15 protein-coding genes are annotated in these 22622 nt (G+C 41.2%); 12 read left to right on the top strand and 3 right to left on the bottom strand.

Annotation, left to right across the window (positions count from 1 at the left end; all coding sequences use genetic code 11):
• Positions 1-179: 179 nt before the first annotated feature.
• On the bottom strand, positions 180-1403 hold the full coding sequence (locus tag QSE00_RS18950; RefSeq protein ID WP_093978390.1) for a site-specific integrase: 1224 nt from the start codon (positions 1401-1403) through the stop codon (positions 180-182).
• A gap of 1038 nt (positions 1404-2441) precedes the next feature.
• Between QSE00_RS18950 and rimP the strand changes: the two genes are divergently transcribed.
• From rimP to infB, 3 genes are read left to right on the top strand one after another with little or no spacing between them, the layout of a single operon-like run.
• Positions 2442-2903, top strand: coding sequence for a ribosome assembly cofactor RimP (rimP, locus tag QSE00_RS18945; protein ID WP_110355514.1), 462 nt, complete (start codon positions 2442-2444; stop codon positions 2901-2903).
• Between the two features lie 13 nt (positions 2904-2916).
• Entirely contained in the window at positions 2917-4149 is a 1233-nt protein-coding gene (gene nusA, locus QSE00_RS18940) for a transcription termination factor NusA (protein ID WP_110355515.1), read from the top strand.
• Positions 4150-4192: 43 nt separating this feature from the next.
• On the top strand, positions 4193-7015 hold the full coding sequence (gene infB, locus QSE00_RS18935; protein WP_286107071.1) for a translation initiation factor IF-2: 2823 nt from the start codon (positions 4193-4195) through the stop codon (positions 7013-7015).
• 38 nt (positions 7016-7053) lie between these two features.
• Here infB and QSE00_RS18930 read toward each other — a convergent pair whose 3' ends face one another.
• On the bottom strand, positions 7054-7425 hold the full coding sequence (locus tag QSE00_RS18930) for an SPOR domain-containing protein (protein ID WP_110355517.1): 372 nt from the start codon (positions 7423-7425) through the stop codon (positions 7054-7056).
• Between the two features lie 229 nt (positions 7426-7654).
• On the opposite strand from QSE00_RS18930, the gene QSE00_RS18925 reads away from it, so the two are divergent.
• The 9 genes from QSE00_RS18925 to QSE00_RS18885 all read left to right on the top strand — a co-directional run bounded on the left by QSE00_RS18925 (position 7655) and on the right by QSE00_RS18885 (position 20332).
• Positions 7655-8983 carry a c-type cytochrome gene (locus QSE00_RS18925; RefSeq protein WP_286107070.1) on the top strand — a complete coding sequence of 443 codons (1329 nt, stop codon included), beginning with the start codon at positions 7655-7657 and terminating at the stop codon, positions 8981-8983.
• Between the two features lie 35 nt (positions 8984-9018).
• Positions 9019-12138 (top strand): TAT-variant-translocated molybdopterin oxidoreductase, encoded by a 3120-nt coding sequence (locus QSE00_RS18920; protein ID WP_286107069.1) that lies wholly within the window; start codon positions 9019-9021, stop codon positions 12136-12138.
• A gap of 33 nt (positions 12139-12171) precedes the next feature.
• On the top strand, positions 12172-13920 hold the full coding sequence (nrfD, locus tag QSE00_RS18915) for an NrfD/PsrC family molybdoenzyme membrane anchor subunit (protein WP_286107068.1): 1749 nt from the start codon (positions 12172-12174) through the stop codon (positions 13918-13920).
• A gap of 2 nt (positions 13921-13922) precedes the next feature.
• Entirely contained in the window at positions 13923-14444 is a 522-nt protein-coding gene (locus QSE00_RS18910) for a DUF3341 domain-containing protein (RefSeq protein ID WP_110355521.1), read from the top strand.
• Positions 14445-14455: 11 nt separating this feature from the next.
• The gene (locus QSE00_RS18905) at positions 14456-15016 is read left to right on the top strand and encodes a c-type cytochrome (protein ID WP_286107067.1); all 561 of its coding nucleotides are present in this window, start codon (positions 14456-14458) and stop codon (positions 15014-15016) included.
• Between the two features lie 18 nt (positions 15017-15034).
• Positions 15035-16348, top strand: a complete 1314-nt coding sequence (locus QSE00_RS18900) for a quinol:cytochrome C oxidoreductase (RefSeq protein WP_286107066.1) — start codon at positions 15035-15037, stop codon at positions 16346-16348.
• Positions 16349-16382: 34 nt separating this feature from the next.
• A complete protein-coding gene (locus QSE00_RS18895) occupies positions 16383-17441 on the top strand; it encodes a cytochrome c oxidase subunit II (RefSeq protein WP_110355524.1) in 1059 nt (352 codons plus the stop codon).
• Positions 17442-17487: 46 nt separating this feature from the next.
• Positions 17488-19308: a cytochrome c oxidase subunit I gene (locus QSE00_RS18890; RefSeq protein WP_110355525.1), complete on the top strand. Its 1821-nt coding sequence runs from the start codon at positions 17488-17490 to the stop codon at positions 19306-19308.
• 199 nt (positions 19309-19507) lie between these two features.
• Positions 19508-20332 carry a GIN domain-containing protein gene (locus QSE00_RS18885; RefSeq protein WP_181422838.1) on the top strand — a complete coding sequence of 275 codons (825 nt, stop codon included), beginning with the start codon at positions 19508-19510 and terminating at the stop codon, positions 20330-20332.
• Here the strand turns inward: QSE00_RS18885 and QSE00_RS18880 are convergent.
• Positions 20329-22593: an acyl-CoA dehydrogenase family protein gene (locus QSE00_RS18880; protein WP_286107065.1), complete on the bottom strand. Its 2265-nt coding sequence runs from the start codon at positions 22591-22593 to the stop codon at positions 20329-20331. The two genes, QSE00_RS18885 and QSE00_RS18880, sit on opposite strands and share 4 nt — an antisense overlap.
• Positions 22594-22622 lie beyond the last annotated feature (29 nt).

Genomic DNA, 22622 nt, shown 5'->3' with positions numbered 1-22622 from the left:
GTGTTGGGTTATATTATCTGGCATCCTATGAGTGCTTTATAGTGGATAGGGGGAGTAAATATTTTTTTGGTTTCTATAATTCAATACTACCAATACGACGGTATAATGATGGTTTGAAAGAACTGGAGATTACTTTGGTTCTTTAAAGCCGGAAAAAGTTCGGATAGATAAGTAAAAAATTAAAAGTTGATAACCGCATCTAAAGCCTCGTCAGCTTCCTTATGTATGAAATTAGCTTGGTAGTTTATAGTTGTTTTTAAATCGCTATGTCGATATAGCTTTTGTAACATCAATGGATGAATCTTATCTCCTGCAATATTGCCAAACGAATGACGGGCAATGTGCATGGTTATTTTTTTGCTGATTCCGGCCTTTACAGTTATTTTCTTTAAATGTTTATTGAATTTTAAGGTGGCATTTTTTGTGCTTCTCAACATACGGTCCGCATTGTTATGGTCAATACCTCTTAATTCGGGAAAGATATACTCTTTCGTTCCAGGGTCAAGGTCAGCATATTGATCGATAATATTTTGGAGTTTAGCCGATATCTTCAATGAGATTGTTTTGCTGTTTTTGTTCATTCGATAATAAAGTCGTTCCTCATGAATATCGCTCCACCGAATTTTTAAGACATCTGCAATCCGCATTCCCGCCAAATAAAAGCTAAACAACCAAACATTTCGTGCATGATTTTGTGGTCCATGTTCGGTTAGGTCCAGATTTTCGATACGGGTGATTTCTTCCTTTGTTAGCCCAATTTTAACAGATTGAGGAATTTTGATTCTAATCTTGCCCTTTTCATTCCCAAACGGATAGGACTCTTTCTTTGCCAATTTTTCTTGTATTGCCCTATTGTATAGAGTCCGGATGAACATAAGAATATTGGCAATACTTCTGTCTCCAAGTGTGCCACGTGTTCTAAGATAACTATCAAGCCCCCTCAAAAACGGTACAGTAATCTGGTCAAAATTCAAGGTTCTGCCACCCATATAATCTTTAATGTGCTTAAGTAATGGGCGTTCACTATCGATTCGCGAAAGTTTTTTGCTTTCCTTTAACTGCTTAAAGTGTTTTTCGGCGTATTCAAAAAAAGAATGTCCAGTTAGCGTTGTCGTCAATTGCGATTTCAGTTCTTGAACAGAAAAATGGTCACCATCCTTTGCCGCGGTATCTAATAAAATAGCATTGGCCTCTGCCTGCTTAATCGCAATTAAGTTATTTAAACGTGCCGAATTGGGGTGCGATTTTTTGACTTTCTGTTTTATCTCATCCCAAAATTTGGGATCAAGATATTGACCTGTGTATAGAAAAGTTGATTTTCTATCTTTGGTGACGCGCACTGCTATGGGTAAAAGTCCTTTTTTGTTGCTTTTTTTTCTTAATATCGTATTGATAGTTGCCATGTTTCTCTCGCGTATATAGTAAAGATACAAAATCTAGGTACAACATAGGTACAACAAATGATGGTTTTACTTGGTTTTTTATGGTCTTATTTGATTTTTGTATTCATATAACTATCAGGTTATTAGTCATATAGGAATATATTGGTTTAAAAGTGTAAAAGTTCGAGTCCTAGTAGGCCAACTTAAAGTTTAGAAGTAAAATCCCAATGCAAACGTATTGGGATTTTTGTTTTGGATGAATATGTCGAATAAATGGAACTGGTATTGGATCAGGAACAATTTTTGTGTTTATGAAAAAAAAGGACTAATTTGATCAGTCGTGTTTTTTTTTGATAAATAGTTTTTATTAATAGGAGCAATTTAGTAAAACCAATGATTAAATTATCTCCAAGGCTTCAATAATTCTTAACGGCCATGCCATCTCCACGACGGAAGAAGAACGACTAAACCATAGACCTTGAGGGCAATGCCAAAGGTTTTTAATAACGGAAAATGACTTATCCCCACATGAAGGTTGACGAAACGAAAGGACCGGCCTATTTTCAATTTCGTCTTAAATCAAGTGGTTTTCGCATTGGAAGGTGGAAGGCGTCCATAGAGCATTTCACCATAGTGAAAGCGGCCTGGACGCCGGGGCCGTGGAAAGTGCGTAGATTTAAAGAAATTTAAAATCAGCCTAGCGTTTTTTGGTTCGTTTTTTGGGCGATGCAAAAAAATGAATAAGACACAAAAATGAGATAGTAGATTATTTCTTTTTCTAATTCACACACAACTTTTGGGATTGATCCTTGATCCCTGGTATTGGACCGGTATTGTAAATTGTCTTTTAAACAATAAATAACGTAAGATTATTGTGGAATCCAAAAATTATGTATATTTGCGGTGCTGAAAGAATATAAAGTATTCATGAGGGGACATTTTGTCCCCTCTTTTATTACTATACTTTAGTTAAATGGCACGGTAAGAAACGGCTTTATGTTATATTCTGAGGCGAACCGACTTCAGATTTGGAGCAGGTGTTTAATTGAACCGAAGTATATGTTGAAGGATAAAGTTACTGCACTTTTAGAGGATGCGTTAAAGGAAAATCAATCACTTTTTTTATTGGATTTTTCAATATCGGCAGATAATAAAATAAAGATAACCTTGGACGGTGACCAAGGTGTTACCTTGCAGGATTGCATGAATGTAAGTAGGGCCATAGAACATAATTTGGACAGGGAAGAAGAGGACTTTTCCTTGGAAGTGGCTTCTGCGGGAGCAGCCTCTCCGATAAAGTTGCCCAGACAGTATGTAAAGAACATAGGAAGAAAGCTTGAAGTTAAAACCCAGGATGGGGAATTTGAAGGTAAGTTAACAGAGGCATCTGGGGATAGTATTACCCTGGAGTGGAAAGATAGGGAACCCAAACCCATAGGAAAAGGGAAAATTACGGTTCAGAAAAAGCAGCAAATTGCAATTTCTGATATTAAGGAAGCTAAAGTTGTATTAAAATTTTAATTGTAGTTCAAAAATGGAAAATATTGCGCTAATCGAATCTTTTTCGGAATTTAAAGATGATAAATTCATAGATAGGGTAACGCTAATGGCGATTTTGGAGGATGTTTTTAGGAATGCGTTAAAGAAGAAGTTTGGTTCCGATGACAATTTCGATATCATTATAAACCCTGATAAAGGGGATTTGGAGATTTGGAGAAACCGAGTGGTGGTTGAAGACGGGGAAGTGGAGGATCCAAATGAAGAAATATCGCTTTCTGAAGCCAGGAAAATTGAACCGGATTTTGAGGTAGGGGAAGATGTGTCCGAGGAAGTTAAATTGATAGATCTTGGTAGAAGGGCCATTTTGGCCTTAAGGCAAAATCTAATTTCCAAGATCCACGAGCACGACAACACTACCATCTACAAACAATTTAAGGATCTTGAAGGTGAGATTTATACGGCAGAGGTACATCATATTAGACACAAGGCCATTATTCTTTTGGACGATGAGGGAAATGAGATTATTTTGCCTAAAGACAAACAGATTCCGTCTGATTTTTTCAGGAAGGGAGATAATGTACGTGGAATAATAGAGAGTGTTGAGCTTAAGGGCAATAAACCTACCATAATAATGAGTAGAAGCTCTCCCTTGTTTTTGGAGCAATTGTTCTTTCAGGAAATTCCAGAAGTTTTCGATGGTTTAATAACCATCAAGAAGGCGGTAAGAATACCCGGGGAAAAGGCCAAGGTAGCAGTGGACTCCTATGATGATCGTATTGATCCGGTGGGTGCCTGTGTGGGGATGAAAGGATCCAGGATCCATGGAATTGTACGTGAATTGGGCAATGAAAATATAGATGTGATAAACTGGACCAGTAATCCACAGTTATTGGTTACAAGGGCACTGAGCCCTGCCAGGGTATCTTCGGTGAAATTGAACGACGAAAAAATGACCGCTCAGGTATATCTTAGGCCAGAAGAAGTTTCCAAGGCCATTGGTAGAGGGGGGCATAACATTCGGTTGGCAGGACAATTAACTGGTTATGAGATCGATGTGTTCCGTGAAGGTGTGGAAGAAGATGTAGAGCTTACCGAGTTCTCCGATGAAATTGAAGCATGGGTCATTGAGGAATTTAAGAAAATTGGTATGGATACCGCTAGAAGCGTTTTGGAACAGGATGTGGACGATTTGGTAAAAAGAACCGATTTGGAAGAGGAAACAATTTTGGAAGTTGTGCGAATTCTTAAGGAAGAATTAGAAGATTAAACTATATATTAGCAGTAAATTACAAGAATAGGAATTTTTTTTTATGGCGGATAATGCAACGATAAGGCTTAATAAAGTCCTAAGAGAACTTAATATTTCATTGGACCGTGCGGTAGACTATCTCGGGTCCAAAGGGCACGATATAGATGCACGGCCTACCACTAAAATATCCAATGAGGTGTATCAAGTTCTATTGGACGAGTTCCAAACGGACATGAGCAAGAAAGTTGCGTCCAAAGAGGTGGGTGAAGAAAAGAGGAAGGAAAAAGAAGCTATACGATTACAACTGGAGCAAGAGCAGGAAGAGAAAAAGCTTGCAAGGGAAAAAAGGGCCGAGAAAGATAACGTTATCAAAGGTCGGGTAGAGCTTACCGGTCCCAAAACTGTAGGTAAGATAGATTTGGACGCGGGCAAAAAGCCGGCACCTGTTGAGCCTGTTAAATCCGAAGAAGCGGTTCCAGAAAAAAAACCTGAAAAAGCTGCTGAAAAAATAGAGGAAAAGATCCCAGAAAAAGTAGTCAAGGAAGAGCCGAAAATCGAAGTTCCGAAGAAAGAAGTTCCAGAGAAAGTGGAAGCCGCTGAGGCCAAGACGGAAGAAGTGGCTCCAAAGCTCGAAACCGTTAAGCCGGAAGAGGTTAAGCCAATAAAGGAAGAGAAGAAGGAAGAGGCTCCTGAGGAACAGGATGCTTCGGCGGAAAATGAGGTGATTGCTACAAAGTATCAGAAACTCAGTGGGCCAAAAATTATGGGGGACAAAATAGACCTCACTAAATTTGAAAAGCCTAAAAAGAAAAAAGAAGCACCAAAGCCTGGTGATGCGTCCGACAAGAAAAAGAGGAGGAAACGAATAGTTTCCAAACCTGGTACGGACTCTACGAGCAGGCCTCCAGCCAAAGGAAGGGGGCCGGTTGTAAGGAGGGCTCCGGGACAGCGATTTGTATCAAATGCCAAGGTAGAGCCTACCGAGGAAGATGTACAAAAGCAGGTAAGGGAAACCTTGGAGAAACTTCAAGGTAAATCCAAAAAGGGAAAAGGTGCCAAGTATAGACGGGATAAGCGGGATCAGCACCGTCAACAAACCGAAAAGGACCTGGAACAACAGGAACTGGAAAGTAAAATTCTTAAGGTTACGGAATTTGTTACTGCCAGTGAGGTAGCGACAATGATGGATGTTCCGACCACTAAGATTATTTCTGCCTGTATGTCCCTAGGTATCATGGTTACCATGAACCAGCGACTGGATGCAGAAACTTTGTCCATTGTGGCAGATGAATTTGGTTATGAGGTAGAATTTGTGACCGCCGATTTGGAGGAAAGTATTGTTGAAGAAGTGGATTCGCCAGAAGACTTGCAGCCAAGAGCTCCAATTGTTACCGTAATGGGGCATGTGGATCACGGTAAGACTTCATTGCTGGATTACATAAGAAAGGAAAATGTTATAGCCGGGGAGAGTGGAGGAATTACCCAGCACATTGGTGCTTACGGGGTGACTTTGGAAAATGGTCAAATGATATCCTTCCTGGATACACCTGGTCACGAGGCATTTACGGCAATGCGTGCCCGTGGGGCCCAAGTTACGGATATAGCTATTATTGTAGTGGCAGCGGATGATGATATTATGCCACAGACCAAGGAAGCCATAAGCCATGCACAGGCGGCAGGGGTTCCCATAATTTTTGCTATCAACAAAATTGATAAGCCTACCGCGAATCCAGAAAAGATTAAGGATGGTCTGGCGCAAATGAACCTTTTGGTGGAAGATTGGGGCGGAAAAATTCAGTCACATGATATTTCGGCCAAAACAGGGCTAGGGGTTAAGGAATTGTTGGAAAAAGTACTTTTGGAAGCGGAACTTTTGGAATTGAAGGCCAATCCCAATAAGTTGGCTTCGGGTACAGTAGTGGAAGCCTTTTTGGATAAGGGAAGGGGTTATGTTTCCACAATACTTGTACAGGCCGGTACTTTAAAGATAGGTGATTATGTCTTGGCCGGAACCTGCAGTGGTAAGGTAAAGGCAATGCACGATGAACGTGGTAATAGTATTAAGGAAGTTGGACCTTCAAGACCAATATCCATTTTGGGATTGGATGGGGCCCCTCAGGCAGGGGATAAGTTCAACGTTCTGGAAGATGAGCGCGAAGCTAGGCAAATTGCTACCAAGAGATCTCAATTGTTGCGTGAGCAATCGGTTAGGACGCAAAGACATATTACATTGGATGAGATTGGACGACGTATTGCGTTGGGCGACTTTAAAGAATTGAACATAATCCTTAAAGGGGATGTGGATGGTTCTGTGGAGGCCTTGACGGATTCGTTCCAGAAATTATCTACAGACGAGATACAGGTGAACATCATCCATAAAGCAGTTGGTCCAATTACGGAATCGGACGTATTGTTGGCTTCTGCCTCAGATGCCGTTATCATAGGGTTTAATGTAAGGCCAATGGGCAATGCCAGACAGGTAGCGGAAAAAGAGGAAATAGATATTAGGATGTATTCTATTATTTATGATGCCATCAATGATCTTAAAGATGCTATGGAGGGTATGTTGTCTCCTGAAATGAAAGAAGAGATTACGGGGACCGCGGAAATCCGTGAAACCTTTAAAATATCCAAAGTGGGAACCATTGCAGGTTGTATGGTAACCAGTGGTAAGATCTTTAGAAATTCCAGTATTAGATTGATTAGGGACGGTGTGGTTATCTATACAGGTGAATTATCCTCGCTTAAGAGGTTTAAGGACGATGTTAAAGAAGTGTCCAAAGGATATGACTGTGGATTGCAGGTTAAAAATTATAATGATATTCAGGAATTGGATATTGTGGAAGCATTCCAGGAAGTGGCCGTTAAGAAGAAATTAAAATAGTCGGTTCAATCCTTAAATAAAAATGTAGAAAAAACGACCTAATTGGTCGTTTTTTCTGGTTTTAGGAGCATGGCGCTCGGATATTTTTGCCTTACTTCAATGAGCTTTCGCTCTCCTTCCAATTGGGTCTTAAACCTCCCTATTCTCACCCTGTAGCTAGGGGATTCAAAATCTATTTTTGTGGGCCAACCCGGGAAATCCTTATCTACATTTGCCTTCAGGGTCTCTGCCTCCTGAAAAGAGCCAAATCCAACTTGTATTCTATAATGGCTGCTGCTTTCGTTAACGGATTTGTAGATTCCCAGTAGGTCTGTGATTTTTTCGTCTTGTTGAATGTTGATATTGCCTTGTTGTCCGTGGCAATAAAAAACGGAACAGGCTAAAATAAGGGTAAAAGAAATGGTTTTCATAGGGTAATTATATTATGAAATTTAGACAATACAAATGTAAATTATTCAGAATCAATCAAAAGATTTTATTCTTATTTAGAATTGGTATAAATTGTCAATTATCAATACCTTAACATTTCCCAAATAAAGTCTAATGTGTATTTTTGCCATCAATTTGAGCATGGTCAATATATTTATTATTGTGAATGTATAAATATCATGCCAAACTTTCGATAGAAATATTTTTAATATGAAAAAGGTTCCATACCGCAATCTAATTTCTAAAGTTTTAGGTGTCAGTCTGGTAGTAGTATTGCTGCTTTCAAATTCACTTCTTGCCCAAGAAGCTGCAGCGGCCCCATCAGGTGAGGGTGATGCTGTTAAGGGTAAGCAGTTGTTTAACCAGAATTGTGCAGCTTGTCACTCTTTGAACAAGAAAATGACCGGTCCGGCATTGGCCGGGGTAACCGAGAGGCATGATAAGGAGTGGCTGTATCAGTGGATCAAGAACAGTTCAGCCATGGTCAAGGCCGGGGATGCTGCTGCTGTAAAGATTTACAATGAGTACAATCAGGCGGCCATGACGCCCTTTCCTACTTTGTCCAATCAGGATATCGATGATATTTTGGCTTATACGGATGCTCCCCCTGTGGTGGCAGCGGCTCCTGTTGGTGCGGCTGAAAGTGTGCCGGGTGGAGGAAGTTCCTCTGGCATCTCCAATGAGATTATACTGGGTGCGCTGGCATTGGTTTTTGCCTTGTTGGTAATGATGCTGGTTTTGGTGAACAAAACCTTAAGGCGTATTGCGGAGGCTAATGGAGTGGTCTTGGAAAAAGAGTTGGCGGAGAAAAGGCTGCCAATTTGGAAGGCTTTTGCGCAAAATCAATTTTTGGTTTTGGTCTTTTCTATTTTTCTGTTATTGAGCGCGGCCTATTTTGCGTATGGTTGGATGATGCAGGTTGGTGTGGATCAAGGGTATGCCCCGATTCAGCCTATTCATTATTCCCATAAAATTCACGCTGGTGATAATGCTATAGAGTGTAAATATTGCCACTCTTCAGCAAGGGTTTCCAAAACTTCTGGAATTCCATCCTTAAATGTGTGTATGAATTGTCATAAATCTATTTATGAATACAAAGGTAATCCAGAAGGGCCAAGTGCGGAAGATTTGGCAAATGGATATACCAATGAGTTCTATACCGGTGAAATCAAGAAATTGTACAAAGCTGTGGGATGGGATGAGGAAAATCAAAAATATACAGGGGAATCCAAACCGGTTGAATGGGTGAGGATCCATAATCTTCCGGATTTTGCCTACTTCAATCACTCCCAGCACGTATCTGTTGCGGGAATTGAATGTCAGACTTGTCATGGTCCTGTTGAGGAGATGGAAATTATGTATCAGTATTCTCCTTTGACCATGGGATGGTGTATAAACTGTCACCGTGAAACCAATGTTAAGGTGGAGGGTAATGAGTATTATGAAAAGATTCATGCTGAACTTTCCCAAAAATATGGGGTAGATAAACTTACTGCCGCTCAAATGGGTGGATTGGAATGTGGTAAGTGTCACTATTAATCAAACTAACTAGAAGATAATTTCAGATATATAATATGTCATCAAACAAAAAATACTGGAAAAGCGAGGCGGAATTAAACCCCAACGATTCCATTGTTGAGACGCTAAGACAAAATGAATTTGTTCAAGAGATTCCTGTAGATGATTTCTTGGGTGATAAGGAAACATTGGCGGCATCTTCGACCAACAGAAGGGATTTTCTAAAGTATGTCGGATTTAGTACGGCTGCGGCTTCATTGGCGGCATGTGAGGGTCCTGTGACCAAATCTATTCCTTATGTGGTGAAACCGGATAATATCATTCCCGGGGTGGCTAATTTTTACGCTACGACTATAGCAGATGGTTTTGATTTTGCCAGTATTTTGGTGAAGACCCGTGAGGGAAGACCAATTAAAATAGAAAATAATACGGATGCAAAAATTGGCGGTAGTGCCAATGCGCGTGTTCAGGCTTCGGTATTGTCCTTGTATGACAGTACACGTTTGCAAGGGCCTACCTTTAATGGTGAGGCAATTGCTTGGAGCGAATTGGATGCGGCGGTTAAGTCTAAATTGGCTTCTTTAAAAAATTCAACAAAAAAAATAGCGATATTATCGCAGACATATGCAAGTCCTTCTACTACTAGATTGATTGCTGAATTCCGGGAAGCCTACGGAAATGTGGATCATATTACCTATGATGCCATATCCGAAGATGCCGCGCTTACGGCTTTTGAGGCCAAGTATGGCGAGAGGGCATTGGCAGATTACAATTTTGCAAATGCGGATATCATTGTTTCCTTCGGTGCCGATTTCTTAGGGGACTGGCAAGGTGGTGGATATGATGCCGGGTATTCCAAGGGCAGGGTTCCTAAAAATGGAAAAATGTCCAGGCATGTACAGTTCGAGGCCAATATGTCCTTGACCGGAGCCAATGCGGACAAAAGGGTGCCCTTGACTCCTTCGGAGCAAAAGGTGGCTTTGGCTTATTTCTATGGAAAATTAAATGGTACTGCCGGTGGTGGTAATCTTCCTGAAAGCGCAAAGGCTGCGTTGGATGCAGTAGCCGCTCAAGTGTTGAAGAATAAATCCAATGCCGTTGTTGTAACGGGAATAGAGGATGTGAATGCCCAGGCGGTTGTCCTGGCCATTAATGAAATGTTGGGGAGCAAGGCGTTTGATGCTGCGGCTCCCAAATATGTGAGACAGGGTAATGTTCAGGCTGTGAAAACTTTATTGGCCGATATGAAATCCGGTAAGGTGGGTGCTTTGTTGATGGACGGGGTTAATCCAGTCTATTCGTTGCCAAATGCCACGGATTTTGTGGAAGGAATCAAGAGTGTCGATTTAACAGTGGCCTTCTCTACCAATAGAAATGAGACCACTGAATTGGTGCAGTACGTTGCCGCTTCAAACCATTATTTGGAATCTTGGGGCGACGCTCAATTAAAGAAAGGACATTACAGTCTTATGCAGCCTACCATAAAGGAATTGTTTGATACAAGACAGTTCCAAACGGCTATGTTGCAGTGGATGGACAGTGATAAAACATATTACGATTACATAAAGGAAACTTGGAGCGCAGGTATATTGGCGGGTAATGACTGGAATCAGGCATTGCACGACGGTGTTTTGGTGTCGGTTCCAGCGATGGGTGAAGATGTTGTGGCGGCTGTTGCCCCTAAGGTAGCGGAAGAGGAGGAGATGACCACCGAGGTACCATTGGCTTCCGCAATCAGAAGTTTGTCCACTGCTACCGCAGATGGAATGGAGCTTACTTTGTATTCCAAGGTTGGAATGGGTGACGGACAGCAAGCGAGCAATCCTTGGTTGCAAGAGTTTCCGGATCCAATAACCAGGGTTTCGTGGGATAACTACGTAACTGTTTCCAAGGCTGATGCGGAGAAGTTAAACTTGATCAATGAAAATGTGGCCGATGGTGGTTTAAACGGTAGCTATGTAAAACTTACGGTTGACGGGGTTGCTCTGGATGGTGTTCCTGTGATCGTTCAGCCAGGTCAGGCTCCAGGTTCTTTAGGGCTTTCTTTTGGATACGGGAAAACCGTGGGGATGAAAAGCGAAATGCAAACTGGAGTGAATGCCTATGCATTATACAAGGATTTCTCCAATACTCAGAATGTGACCATAGAAAAGTCCGCAGGGATGCACGAGTTTGCCTGTGTGCAATTGCATAAGACATTAATGGGTAGGGGAGATATTATTAAGGAAACTACCTTAGAGATATTTAATACCAAAGATGCCAAGGAGTGGAATGTTGTTCCTGTGGTGTCATTGGATCATCAGGAGGTTCCGGCTACATCGGTAGATTTGTGGGATAGCTTTGATAGATCAATAGGACATCATTTTAATTTGTCCATAGATCTGAATGCCTGTACTGGGTGTGGGGCCTGTGTTATTGCCTGTCATGCCGAGAACAACGTTCCGGTAGTAGGAAAGGCTGAAGTAAGAAAATCAAGGGATATGCACTGGTTGCGTATCGATAGGTATTATAGTTCGGAAGACACTTTTGCGCAAGATGATACCAAGAAAGAAGAATTCGATGGCCTGTTCGGGGATAAGGGATCCTTGGGTGGATTTGGTGAAATGGAAGATCCATCAGCCAATCCTCAAGTGGCATTCCAGCCTGTAATGTGTCAGCATTGTAACCATGCACCCTGTGAGACGGTTTGTCCGGTTGCGGCAACTTCACACGGACGTCAGGGCCAAAACCACATGGCTTATAACAGATGTGTTGGAACTAGGTATTGCGCCAACAACTGTCCGTATAAAGTAAGACGATTCAACTGGTTCCTGTACAATGAGAACGATGAGTTTGATTATCATATGAACAATGATCTAGGTAAGATGGTGATCAATCCGGATGTTACCGTTAGGTCTAGAGGTGTTATGGAAAAATGCTCTATGTGTATCCAGAAGACACAGAAGACTATTTTAGACGCCAAGCGTGATGGTCGTGTTGTTAAGGACGGGGAGTTTCAAACCGCTTGTTCTGCAGCATGTAGTAGTGGTGCTATGAAGTTTGGGGATGTAAATGATGCCGAAAGCGAAATTGTAAAATTAAAGGAGAGTAACCGCATGTATCACTTGTTGGAGCATGTTGGAACCAAACCAAATGTTTTTTATCACGTGAAAGTGAGGAATACGAACGAAGCTTAATCAAATTAAAGGAACGTAACTATATATTAAATTATGGCGTCGCATTACGAAGCACCTATACGAAAACCCTTAGTTCTTGGAGATAAAGGATACCACGATGTAACCGTGGACATTGCAGCTCCGGTTGAAGGGAAAGCCAATAAGCATTGGTGGATTGTATTTTCCATTGCATTAGCGGCATTCCTATGGGGTGTTGGCTGTATAATTTACACGGTATCTACAGGTATCGGTACATGGGGATTAAATAAAACAGTAGGCTGGGCCTGGGATATTACCAACTTCGTTTGGTGGGTAGGTATCGGTCATGCTGGAACCTTGATCTCTGCGGTACTATTGCTGTTTAGGCAGAAATGGAGAATGGCTATTAACCGTTCGGCGGAGGCGATGACCATTTTCTCGGTGGTACAGGCGGGATTATTTCCCATTATCCACATGGGTCGCCCTTGGTTGGCTTATTGGGTATTGCCTATCCCGAACCAATTTGGATCGCTATGGGTTAACTTCAATTCACCGTTGCTTTGGGATGTATTTGCTATTTCAACCTACCTATCGGTGTCCTTGGTATTCTGGTGGACAGGCTTGCTACCGGATTTTGCTATGATACGTGATAGGGCGGTTAGGCCTTTCCAAAAGAAAATATACAGTTTAATAAGTTTTGGATGGTCGGGGCGCGCCAAAGATTGGCAGCGTTTTGAGGAAGTTTCCTTGGTCTTGGCAGGTTTGGCCACACCATTGGTACTTTCGGTGCATACCATTGTATCCTTTGACTTTGCTACCTCGGTAATACCGGGATGGCATACTACCATCTTTCCACCATACTTCGTTGCAGGGGCTATTTTCTCCGGTTTCGCCATGGTGAACACTTTGTTGATCATTATGAGAAAAGTGTGTCATTTGGAGGCCTATATAACCGTACAGCATATAGAATTGATGAACATCGTAATTATGTTGACCGGTTCCATTGTAGGTTGTGCCTATATTACGGAGTTGTTTATGGCTTGGTATTCCGGTGTGGAGTACGAACAGTATGCATTCTTGAACAGGGCTACCGGACCTTATTGGTGGGCGTATTGGGCAATGATGACCTGTAACGTGTTCTCTCCGCAGTTTATGTGGTTCAAAAAGCTTAGGACAAGTATCATGTTCTCTTTCTTTATCTCAATTGTAGTAAACATAGGGATGTGGTTTGAGCGTTTTGTAATTATCGTAACTTCTTTACATAGGGATTACCTTCCGTCTTCATGGACCATGTTCTCTCCAACATTTGTGGATATAGGGATATTCATTGGAACAATTGGCTTCTTTTTCGTACTGTTTCTATTGTATGCCAGAACTTTCCCGGTTATTGCACAGGCAGAGGTGAAGTCCATATTAAAATCCTCAGGGGAGAAGTATAAGAAATTGAGGGATGCAGGCAAGCCTTTATATGAGATAACCACAAGTAAAACGGAGGTGAAGGAAAAAGAACCAATAACGGATGATGTTTTGATGGGGGAAGTTGTTCCAAAAGCTGGTGATAAAGTTGGGGTATCTGAACTCTTGGGTACCATAGGTACCTTTGATCCTACCAAGGAGACCGCCGATGATCTTAAGAAGATCAAAGGTATTGGGCCACAAATGGAAGCGACCTTGAATCAAATTGGAATATACACATTTGCACAGGTTGGTCGTATGACCGATAAAGAGTATGATCTGTTGGATTCCATTACGGAATCGTTCCCGGGTAGGGCACAAAGAGACGATTGGGCAGGACAAGCAAAGATTTTAAATAATAAGAAATAATTATGGCGTCGAAAGTTATACATGCTTTTTATAATGATGACGATGTGCTAATGCATGCTGTTAAAAAGGTAAAAGCGGCAAAGCATCATATTGAAGAAGTTTATTGTCCTTTTCCGGTGCATGGTTTGGACAAAGCAATGGGGCTGGCCCCAACTAGGATCGCAATTACGTCCTTTATGTATGGTTGTGTTGGTCTTACGGTGGCCATTGTAATGATGAATTACATTATGATCCAGGATTGGCCTCAGGATATTGGGGGCAAGCCTAGTTTTAGCTATCTGGAAAACATGCCGGCTTTTGTGCCTATTATGTTTGAGTTGACTGTATTTTTTGCGGCGCATTTAATGGTAATTACTTTTTATCTAAGAAGTAGGTTATGGCCTTTTAAAGAAGCTGAAAATCCGGACGTAAGAACCACAGATGATCATTTTTTAATGGAAATCGAGATTCACGGCAACGAACAGGAATTGAAGGATTTGTTGATGGATACGGGAGCAGTCGAAATTAATATTACAGAAAAGTAGTCATAGATATTATGAACAGTTTTAGCAAAATAGGAGTCTTGTTTGGTTTGGTATTATTAGTTGCTTCTTGTGCAAACACAAATAGCAGAAACTATCAATACATGCCCAATATGTATGAGTCCGTAGGTTATGAGACCTACCAGAAAGTGGATTTTCTACCAGATGGGATGGAAGCCGGACTTCCGGCCGAGAATACCGTAGCAAGGGGATGGATACCTTACGGAATTGAAAATACCATGGAAGGGAAGGAATTGGCAAGACTTAATCCAAGTCCCTTGGATTCTCTAAATAAAGAGGACAATCTAGCTGTAGGTAAAGAATTATATACCATTTATTGTGCAATTTGTCACGGAGATAAAGGTGATGGACAAGGGAACTTGGTGAAAAGGGAAAAGATATTGGGCGTGCCCAGCTATGCGGATGTAGCTAGGAACATAACTGTCGGGACCTCCTATCATACCATCTACTACGGTTTGAACTCAATGGGTTCCTATGCAGGACAATTGGATACTGAAGAGCGTTGGAAGGTTTCTGAATACGTAATGAAATTGAAAGAAGATTTAACAAAATAAGACCTAGATATTAGCAATATGTACACTTTTTCAAATAGATTAAAAATTGCTTCCTTCATTTTAATGGCTGTGGGCGTTTTGGGAATTGGTATCGGTTTTATGGCTGCGCCAAGTACTGTAGAGGAGGCAAAGGCAATTGTTGCCGCACACGGGGACGGTCATGGGGATGCCCATGCGGTTGTGGAGAGTCATGGTGACGAAATGGGACATGGGGATACGCACGATGCATCCCATGATGAGCATTTATTGCATCAATTGCAGAATAAACCATGGGCGGCATTATACGTGGCAGCTTTTTTCTTTTTTATGATTGCATTGGGTGTATTGGCATTTTACGCTATTCAGCGTGCGGCCCAGGCTGGTTGGTCCCCATTGCTTTTCAGGGTAATGGAAGGGATTACGGCCTATCTGGTACCAGGAGGTATTGTGGTATTTGTAATATTGGCCATGTCTGTAGCCCATATGAATCATTTGTTCGTATGGATGGACCCTGAAGTGGTTGCACATGATGCCCTTTTGCAAGGGAAGGCAGGTTTTCTTAATGGCACTTTTTTCTTGATCAGGGCAGCCGTCTTCTTGGGAGGCTGGATCTTATATAGGGAGTATTCCCGTAAGTTGTCCTTGGCTCAGGATGAATCCAATGATGACTCCAATTTTAAGCTGAATTTTAGGATTTCGGCGGCATTTTTGGTATTCTATTTAATATCGGAATCCATGATGTCCTGGGATTGGGTCATGAGTGTGGATCCGCACTGGTTCAGTACCTTATTTGGTTGGTACATCTTTGCAAGTATGTTTGTTTCTGGGATTACCGTTATTGCAATGGTTACGATTTATCTTAAGTCTAGGGGGTATTTGCCCGATGTTAATGATAGCCACATTCATGATTTGGCCAAGTTCATGTTCGGAATCAGTATTTTTTGGACCTATTTATGGTTCTCCCAATTTATGTTGATCTGGTATTCCAATATTCCGGAAGAAGTAACGTATTACGTAACCAGGATAGCGGATTTCAATCTGCCATTTTTTGGAATGGTGGCCATGAACTTTTTGTTCCCAGTACTCTTGTTGATGAACAGTGATTTTAAAAGGGTCAATTGGTTTGTTATCATGACCGGGATAGTAATTTTGGCCGGGCATTATTTGGATATATTTAACGCCATAATGCCTGCTACGGTTGGAGATCAGTGGTTTATTGGTATCCCTGAAATTGGGTCTATTTTGTTCTTTGCAGGATTGTTTATCTTTTTTGTGTTCAGGGCGTTGACCAAGGCTCCATTGCAGCCAAAACGCAATCCGTTTATAGAAGAGAGTAAGCATTTTCATTATTAGTATTTAGTATATAAGTATAATTTCAAATCATACGATGACTCCATTATTGACCATAGTTGTTTTAGTATTAGTGGCAATTGCAATCTGGCAAATGACCAAGATCTTCGAATTGTCACAAATTAGAGCTAACAATTCCCAAGTAGCAAGCGAAACGGATAATAAGTACAATGGGTATTTGATGTTCGCTTTTTTAATATTCCTTTATGGAATTACCATTTTTAGCTTTTGGAAATATTCTAAAGTGCTTTTGCCCGAAGCTGCTTCCGAGCATGGTGGGGGGTATGATTCGTTAATGGTGTTGTCTTTTGTGATTATCTTCATAGTACAAACCCTTACCCAGTTTCTATTGCACTACTTTGCATTTAAGTACAGGGGTGACAGGGAAAGGAAGGCATTGTTCTATGCCGATAACGACCGTTTGGAATTCATATGGACCATTATCCCGGTTATCGTGCTGGCAGGATTAATTTTGTGGGGATTGTATGCTTGGACCAATATTATGGATATCAATGATGAGGACGATCCTTTGACCATTGAGCTTTATGCCCAACAATTTAACTGGACCGCCAGATATGCAGGTAATGATAATGTTTTGGGTGATGCCAATGTTAGGATGATCGATATTGATAATGCCAACATTCTAGGGCTGGACAGTGCAGATCCAAATGCGGCCGATGATATTATCGTAAAGGAATTGCACTTGCCAGTAGGGCGCAAGGTCAATTTTAAGATGCGTTCGCAAGATGTGCTTCATTCTGCTTATATGCCTCATTTTAGGGCTCAAATGAACTGTGTGCCAGGTATGATTACACAATTCTCTTTTACTCCTACCATTACCACCGCGGAAATGAGACAAAATCCTGATGTTGTGGACAAGGTAAAACGTATCAATGGTATTAGGGCTGAAAAAGCAGCTAAGGGATTGGACAATTCCGATCCATGGGAATTTGATTATGTCCTGTTGTGTAACAAGATATGCGGAAAATCCCATTACAATATGCAAATGAAAATTATTGTTGAAACCGAGGAGGAATACAATGCTTGGATAGCAAGTCAGAAGACTTTTGGAAAGTCGATGGCTTCTGCACAATAATTTCAGTCTTAATATATAACTTTATAAAAAATTTAAAAATAGAACTATGTCTGTAACAGCTCACGCACACGTAGAAGACCATTCAGATGACCACGGACATCATCACAAGGAAACCTTTGTGACGAAGTATATTTTTAGTCAAGATCATAAAATGATTTCCAAGCAGTATTTAATTACTGGACTTATAATGGGATTCATTGGTATTTTGATGTCATTATTGTTTAGAATGCAATTGGCTTGGCCAGGTGAATCTTTTGCAATATTTGAATTTATATTGGGTAAATGGGCACCGGGAGGGGTGATGGATGCAGATGTTTACTTGGCATTGGTTACCATCCATGGTACTATCATGGTATTCTTTGTACTAACGGCAGGATTAAGTGGTACCTTCAGTAACCTGTTGATTCCGCTTCAAATTGGAGCTAGGGATATGGCATCAGGGTTCTTGAACATGATTTCGTACTGGTTGTTCTTTTTGTCCTCTGTAATTATGCTTTCTTCTTTGTTTTTGGAGGCAGGACCTGCGGCTGCCGGATGGACGGTTTATCCCCCACTTAGCGCGTTGCCAATGGCCCAACCTGGTTCAGGTATGGGTATGACACTCTGGTTGGTGGCGATGGCAATATTTATTGCATCTTCTTTATTGGGCTCGTTAAATTATATTGTTACGGTAATTAACCTTAGGACCAAGGGAATGTCTATGACGAGACTGCCTTTGACCATTTGGGCGTTCTTTGTTACAGCGATTATAGGGGTTGTTTCTTTCCCGGTATTATTATCAGCTGCTTTGCTTCTGATCATGGATAGAAGCTTTGGTACGTCTTTCTTTTTGTCTGATATTTTTATACAGGGCGAGGTATTGCATTATCAAGGTGGTTCTCCCGTCTTATACGAACATTTATTCTGGTTTTTAGGGCACCCTGAGGTGTATATCGTAATCTTGCCTGCCATGGGTATGGTATCGGAGATTATGGCCGTAAACTCCCGTAAACCTATTTTTGGATATAGGGCTATGATTGCCTCCATTTTGGCCATTGCATTCTTGTCTACCATAGTTTGGGGTCACCATATGTTTATTTCAGGTATGAACCCTTTCTTAGGTTCTGTTTTTACCTTCACAACATTATTGATCGCTATACCATCGGCGGTGAAGGCATTTAACTGGATTACAACATTATGGAAAGGTAATCTGCAATTAAACCCGGGAATGCTATTTTCCATTGGTATGGTTTCAACTTTTATTTCTGGCGGACTAACCGGAATTATTCTTGGGGATAGTACCTTGGATATTAACGTACACGATACATATTTCGTTATTGCCCACTTCCACTTGGTAATGGGAATATCTGCACTTTACGGATTGTTTGCCGGTGTTTACCATTGGTTCCCTAAGATGTTTGGAAAAATGATGGATAAGAACATGGGTTATGTGCATTTTTGGATTACGGCTGTCTGTTCCTATGGGGTTTTCTTTCCCATGCATTTTGTTGGAATGGCCGGGGTACCACGTAGGTATTACGAGAATACAGCTTTCCCAATGTTTGATGACTTAACCGATATACAGGTATTAATGACAGTATTTGCCCTTATTGCAGCTGGAGCTCAATTAATATTTGCCTTCAATTTTATAAGAAGTATTTTCTATGGGAAAAAAGCGGTTCAGAATCCATGGAAAGCAACTAGCTTGGAATGGACTACCCCGGTGGAGCATATTCACGGTAACTGGCCTGGGGCAATTCCAGAAGTACATAGATGGCCATATGATTATAGCAAAACCGATGATAATGGGGAGTATATAATTCCAGGTCAGGATTATGTACCTCAAATTATGCCACTCTACGAAGGTGAGGAGGAGATGCAGCACTAACGATAGGAATTCAACAAATTTTAAAAGTCCATCCCTAAGATGGACTTTTTTTGTACCTTCCATTTACGTATTCGAGGTCCGTTGAACCATTCGGTATTGTTGGCCTTATTTATTAATTGGATATTTGTGGTAATCCAAGGTCAATGGATATTGCAGTTTTTTTAGATAAAGATTTATTATGTATTGTAAAACATTGGAAGTGAAACATATACTTTTGTTTTTCTTGTTATTGGTTGGTTGTATGGTCTATTCCCAGCGTAAACCAAAAATAAAAGGGAATAGGAATGTTATAGAGGTGAGGGAGGCTCTGGCACCTTTTAATGCCATTCAATTGGATGATGACCTGGATATCCACCTTCAGGCGGCCGCTACCGGTGAATATATAATTGAGGCCGATGATAATTTAATCGACATTTTAAAATTTAAGGTTGAGAATGAAACGCTTTTCATTAGTTCCTATTATAAGGTGACCTCTAAGAAAAGATTGAATATTACCGTCAATTTTAATGAATTGTTCCTTATCAACGCCAATGAAGGAAATATTGTGGTTGATAACCGTTTTTCTACCGAATTCCTGGAAGTGAATACCAGGGGAACCGGTAGGGTGGAAATAGATGTGGATGCCGATGCAATGCAAATAACAATGAACGATGATAGTAGGGGTAATTTTAAGGTGGACAGCGATACCCTAAATATTCGCTTGGCAGAAAAAGCGGATTTAAGATTATTCGGGGTTATGGAAAGTACTGTATTGGATATGCAACGCAATTCCAAGGCCGATTTGGAAGGTTTTACCAATGTGTTTCAGTTCCATTTATTGGACGGTTCGGATTTGAAGGCAAAAAGATTGGAAGCCAATTCGGTCGAAGCCATTTTGGAGGGAAGTTCTTCCGCTGAAGTCTTGTCAACCGCAACAGTGGATCTCAATTCCAAAGGTTCATCCAAAACATATGTGTATGGTGACAGCAAAATTAATCTGCAGGAATTTTTGGACACTTCAGAGCTATATCGGCGTAAAAATTAACTACTTATTGGTGCTGTTAAACAATGGTCCGGAATACCAAAACCATCTACCAAAACCTCTATATGTGGTCTAAATTCCGTGCTTAAACGCTCTACGCGCTGGCGTATGGCCTTGGACTTGGTTCCTCCCAAATAGCCCTGTTCCAAATACCATGAGGCATCTTCCCGAATTTCGGATAGGGCAAATAGGCATCCAAGTTTTTGAAAGAGTTGCCGGTTCTTCCTGTCTTCTATCTTTTCTGTAAACTGTAGATACGTATTATAGGCCAATTCACAACTATAGGCTTTTCCCAAAGCTATTAAATGGGTCTGTACTTTTAGGAAGGCCTGATATGCAGGTACCCCTTTTTTAATATAATCCCTAATCCGCATAGCTGCGGAATAGGTGAGCCTTCTGGTTCTGTAGTCAAAGGCATGTTGGTGGAACTTGGGATTGTATAAATGCTCCTTGTCTACCTTGTTGGCATATAGTGGATTTATGGTGACCAATTTGTCGCTTATTTGGGTGCCCAATAGTTTAAATACGGCCGAAAACCCTGCACTGTTGAACTCGGCGCTAAAATCGGACATAACTCCTTTGGCGGCCAATTGCAATAGTACCGTATTATCCCCTTCAAAGGTGGTAAATATATCCACATCGGCCTTTAGGTCGGCAATTCTATTTTCCAATAGATAGCCCTTGCCTCCGCAAGCTTCGCGGCATTCCTGAATAGTTTGGTTTGCAAACCAGGTAATCATAGCCTTTAGCCCGGCTACCTGGGTCTCTATTTTTCGTTTATCCGTAATGCTGTCATCGCTATAGGTTTTCATCAAAGAATCCAATGTTACATGATAAACGTATGATTTGGCAATGGCGGGGGTAAGCCTTAGTTGGTGCGATGGGTAATCCATGATCAAATCCTCTTGGATTTTTAGGTTATCGTTGAATTGCCTTCTATGTAGGGCATATTTCACGGCAATGGCCAGGGCCATTTTGGCACCGCTCAAAGCTCCCTTGGCCACACAGATTCGTCCTCCCACCAAGGTGCCGAGCATGGTGAAAAAGCGTTTGTTCGGATTTTTTATGTCGGAATAATATGTGCCATCAGATTTTATGTCTCCGTATTTATTCAATAGATTTTCCCGAGGTACCTTCACTTGGTTGAACCATATTTTACCATTGTCCACGCCATTGAGCCCTAATTTGTAGCCATTGTCCTCAATGCGTACGCCCGGCATAAGTCGATTTTCACTGTCCCTTAAAGGCACTAAAATGGCATGTACACCATGATTTTTTCCATCAACGATGAGTTGGGCAAATACCGATGCCATTGTACCGTGCAGTGCATTTCCTATATATTCCTTGTTGTCGTTCTTTCCTGGGGTATGAATGGTAATACTGTCATCTTCCTTATTATAGGTGGCAGTTGTTTTAATACCTCTTACGTTGGACCCATGACCCGTTTCGGTCATGGCAAAACAACCAAGTAATTCGGCTTTTCCAACAGCGGTCAAATAACGGTCATGGTGCTTTTTGGTGCCCAACTTCTGTATACTGCCTCCAAAAAGCCCAAATTGCACCCCAAATTTCACCGTGAGGCTTCCATCCACATACATCAGATTTTCAAAAATGGTGGCATATAAAGACATATTGCCCGTTCCCCCGTAAGCTGCCGGGTAGGCCATGGCACCATATCCTGCCTTGGCCAAATGTTTTACCTGGGACAACACTTTTTTCCTAAAATTCTCCTTGTTCTGTATTATTTCCCAAGAGAAAACAGAATCGCTTAAAGTGTTTCTAAATTCATCTATTTCTCGATGGTAAGTACCTTTAAAGATTTGGTCAATTTCCTTTGGGTCGTAAAAATGGGACGCTTTTTCCAACACAACTTCCACCTCGAACAAATGGTGGTAATGGTTGGGTTGTATGCCCAGGTTTATTTCAATGGCCGATAGACCTTCATTGAATAAATGTTCCGAACTGTTTTGCGAAATTAATTTTCTGCTAAAGGAGGTCAATGGGTGGTTGTCGCCTTCCACTAATTTGATACCGGAATTGGAGATGGCCCGTTGCCAAGATCTTATTTCCGTATCCAAAGGTGGCTGGTCCGTGTTGAGCCAATCGTTCAGTATTTCCCTGTCATTTTTAGAAAGGTTTTGATCATTGTCGATTATCTTTTTCACAACGGCAATCTCTGAAATGGTCAAAAGGTCATCGGACCAAATAACAAAAAAGAAGGGGATGTACTGTAGGATACTGGGTGGATATGTTGTCTTTATCATAATATGAATTTACATTATTTTTTAGTAAA

Source organism: Arenibacter flavimaris (genome assembly GCF_030291335.1).
In the GTDB taxonomy this organism is placed as follows: Bacteria; Bacteroidota; Bacteroidia; order Flavobacteriales; family Flavobacteriaceae; genus Arenibacter.
The sequence above is the reverse complement of the archived record's forward strand: the minus strand, read 5'-3'. Positions and strand labels throughout refer to the sequence as shown.

Excerpts from the sequence above, each read along its gene's own strand:
- QSE00_RS18950 (WP_093978390.1), bottom strand. The coding sequence starts at position 1,403 with ATGGCAACTATCAATACGATATTAAGAAAAAAAAGCAACAAAAAAGGA.
- QSE00_RS18900 (WP_286107066.1), top strand. The coding sequence starts at position 15,035 with ATGTACACTTTTTCAAATAGATTAAAAATTGCTTCCTTCATTTTAATG.
- nusA (WP_110355515.1), top strand. The coding sequence starts at position 2,917 with ATGGAAAATATTGCGCTAATCGAATCTTTTTCGGAATTTAAAGATGAT.
- QSE00_RS18925 (WP_286107070.1), top strand. The coding sequence starts at position 7,655 with ATGAAAAAGGTTCCATACCGCAATCTAATTTCTAAAGTTTTAGGTGTC.
- QSE00_RS18880 (WP_286107065.1), bottom strand. The coding sequence starts at position 22,593 with ATGATAAAGACAACATATCCACCCAGTATCCTACAGTACATCCCCTTC.
- QSE00_RS18905 (WP_286107067.1), top strand. The coding sequence starts at position 14,456 with ATGAACAGTTTTAGCAAAATAGGAGTCTTGTTTGGTTTGGTATTATTA.
- QSE00_RS18895 (WP_110355524.1), top strand. The coding sequence starts at position 16,383 with ATGACTCCATTATTGACCATAGTTGTTTTAGTATTAGTGGCAATTGCA.
- QSE00_RS18930 (WP_110355517.1), bottom strand. The coding sequence starts at position 7,425 with ATGAAAACCATTTCTTTTACCCTTATTTTAGCCTGTTCCGTTTTTTAT.
- rimP (WP_110355514.1), top strand. The coding sequence starts at position 2,442 with ATGTTGAAGGATAAAGTTACTGCACTTTTAGAGGATGCGTTAAAGGAA.
- QSE00_RS18910 (WP_110355521.1), top strand. The coding sequence starts at position 13,923 with ATGGCGTCGAAAGTTATACATGCTTTTTATAATGATGACGATGTGCTA.
- nrfD (WP_286107068.1), top strand. The coding sequence starts at position 12,172 with ATGGCGTCGCATTACGAAGCACCTATACGAAAACCCTTAGTTCTTGGA.
- infB (WP_286107071.1), top strand. The coding sequence starts at position 4,193 with ATGGCGGATAATGCAACGATAAGGCTTAATAAAGTCCTAAGAGAACTT.
- QSE00_RS18920 (WP_286107069.1), top strand. The coding sequence starts at position 9,019 with ATGTCATCAAACAAAAAATACTGGAAAAGCGAGGCGGAATTAAACCCC.
- QSE00_RS18890 (WP_110355525.1), top strand. The coding sequence starts at position 17,488 with ATGTCTGTAACAGCTCACGCACACGTAGAAGACCATTCAGATGACCAC.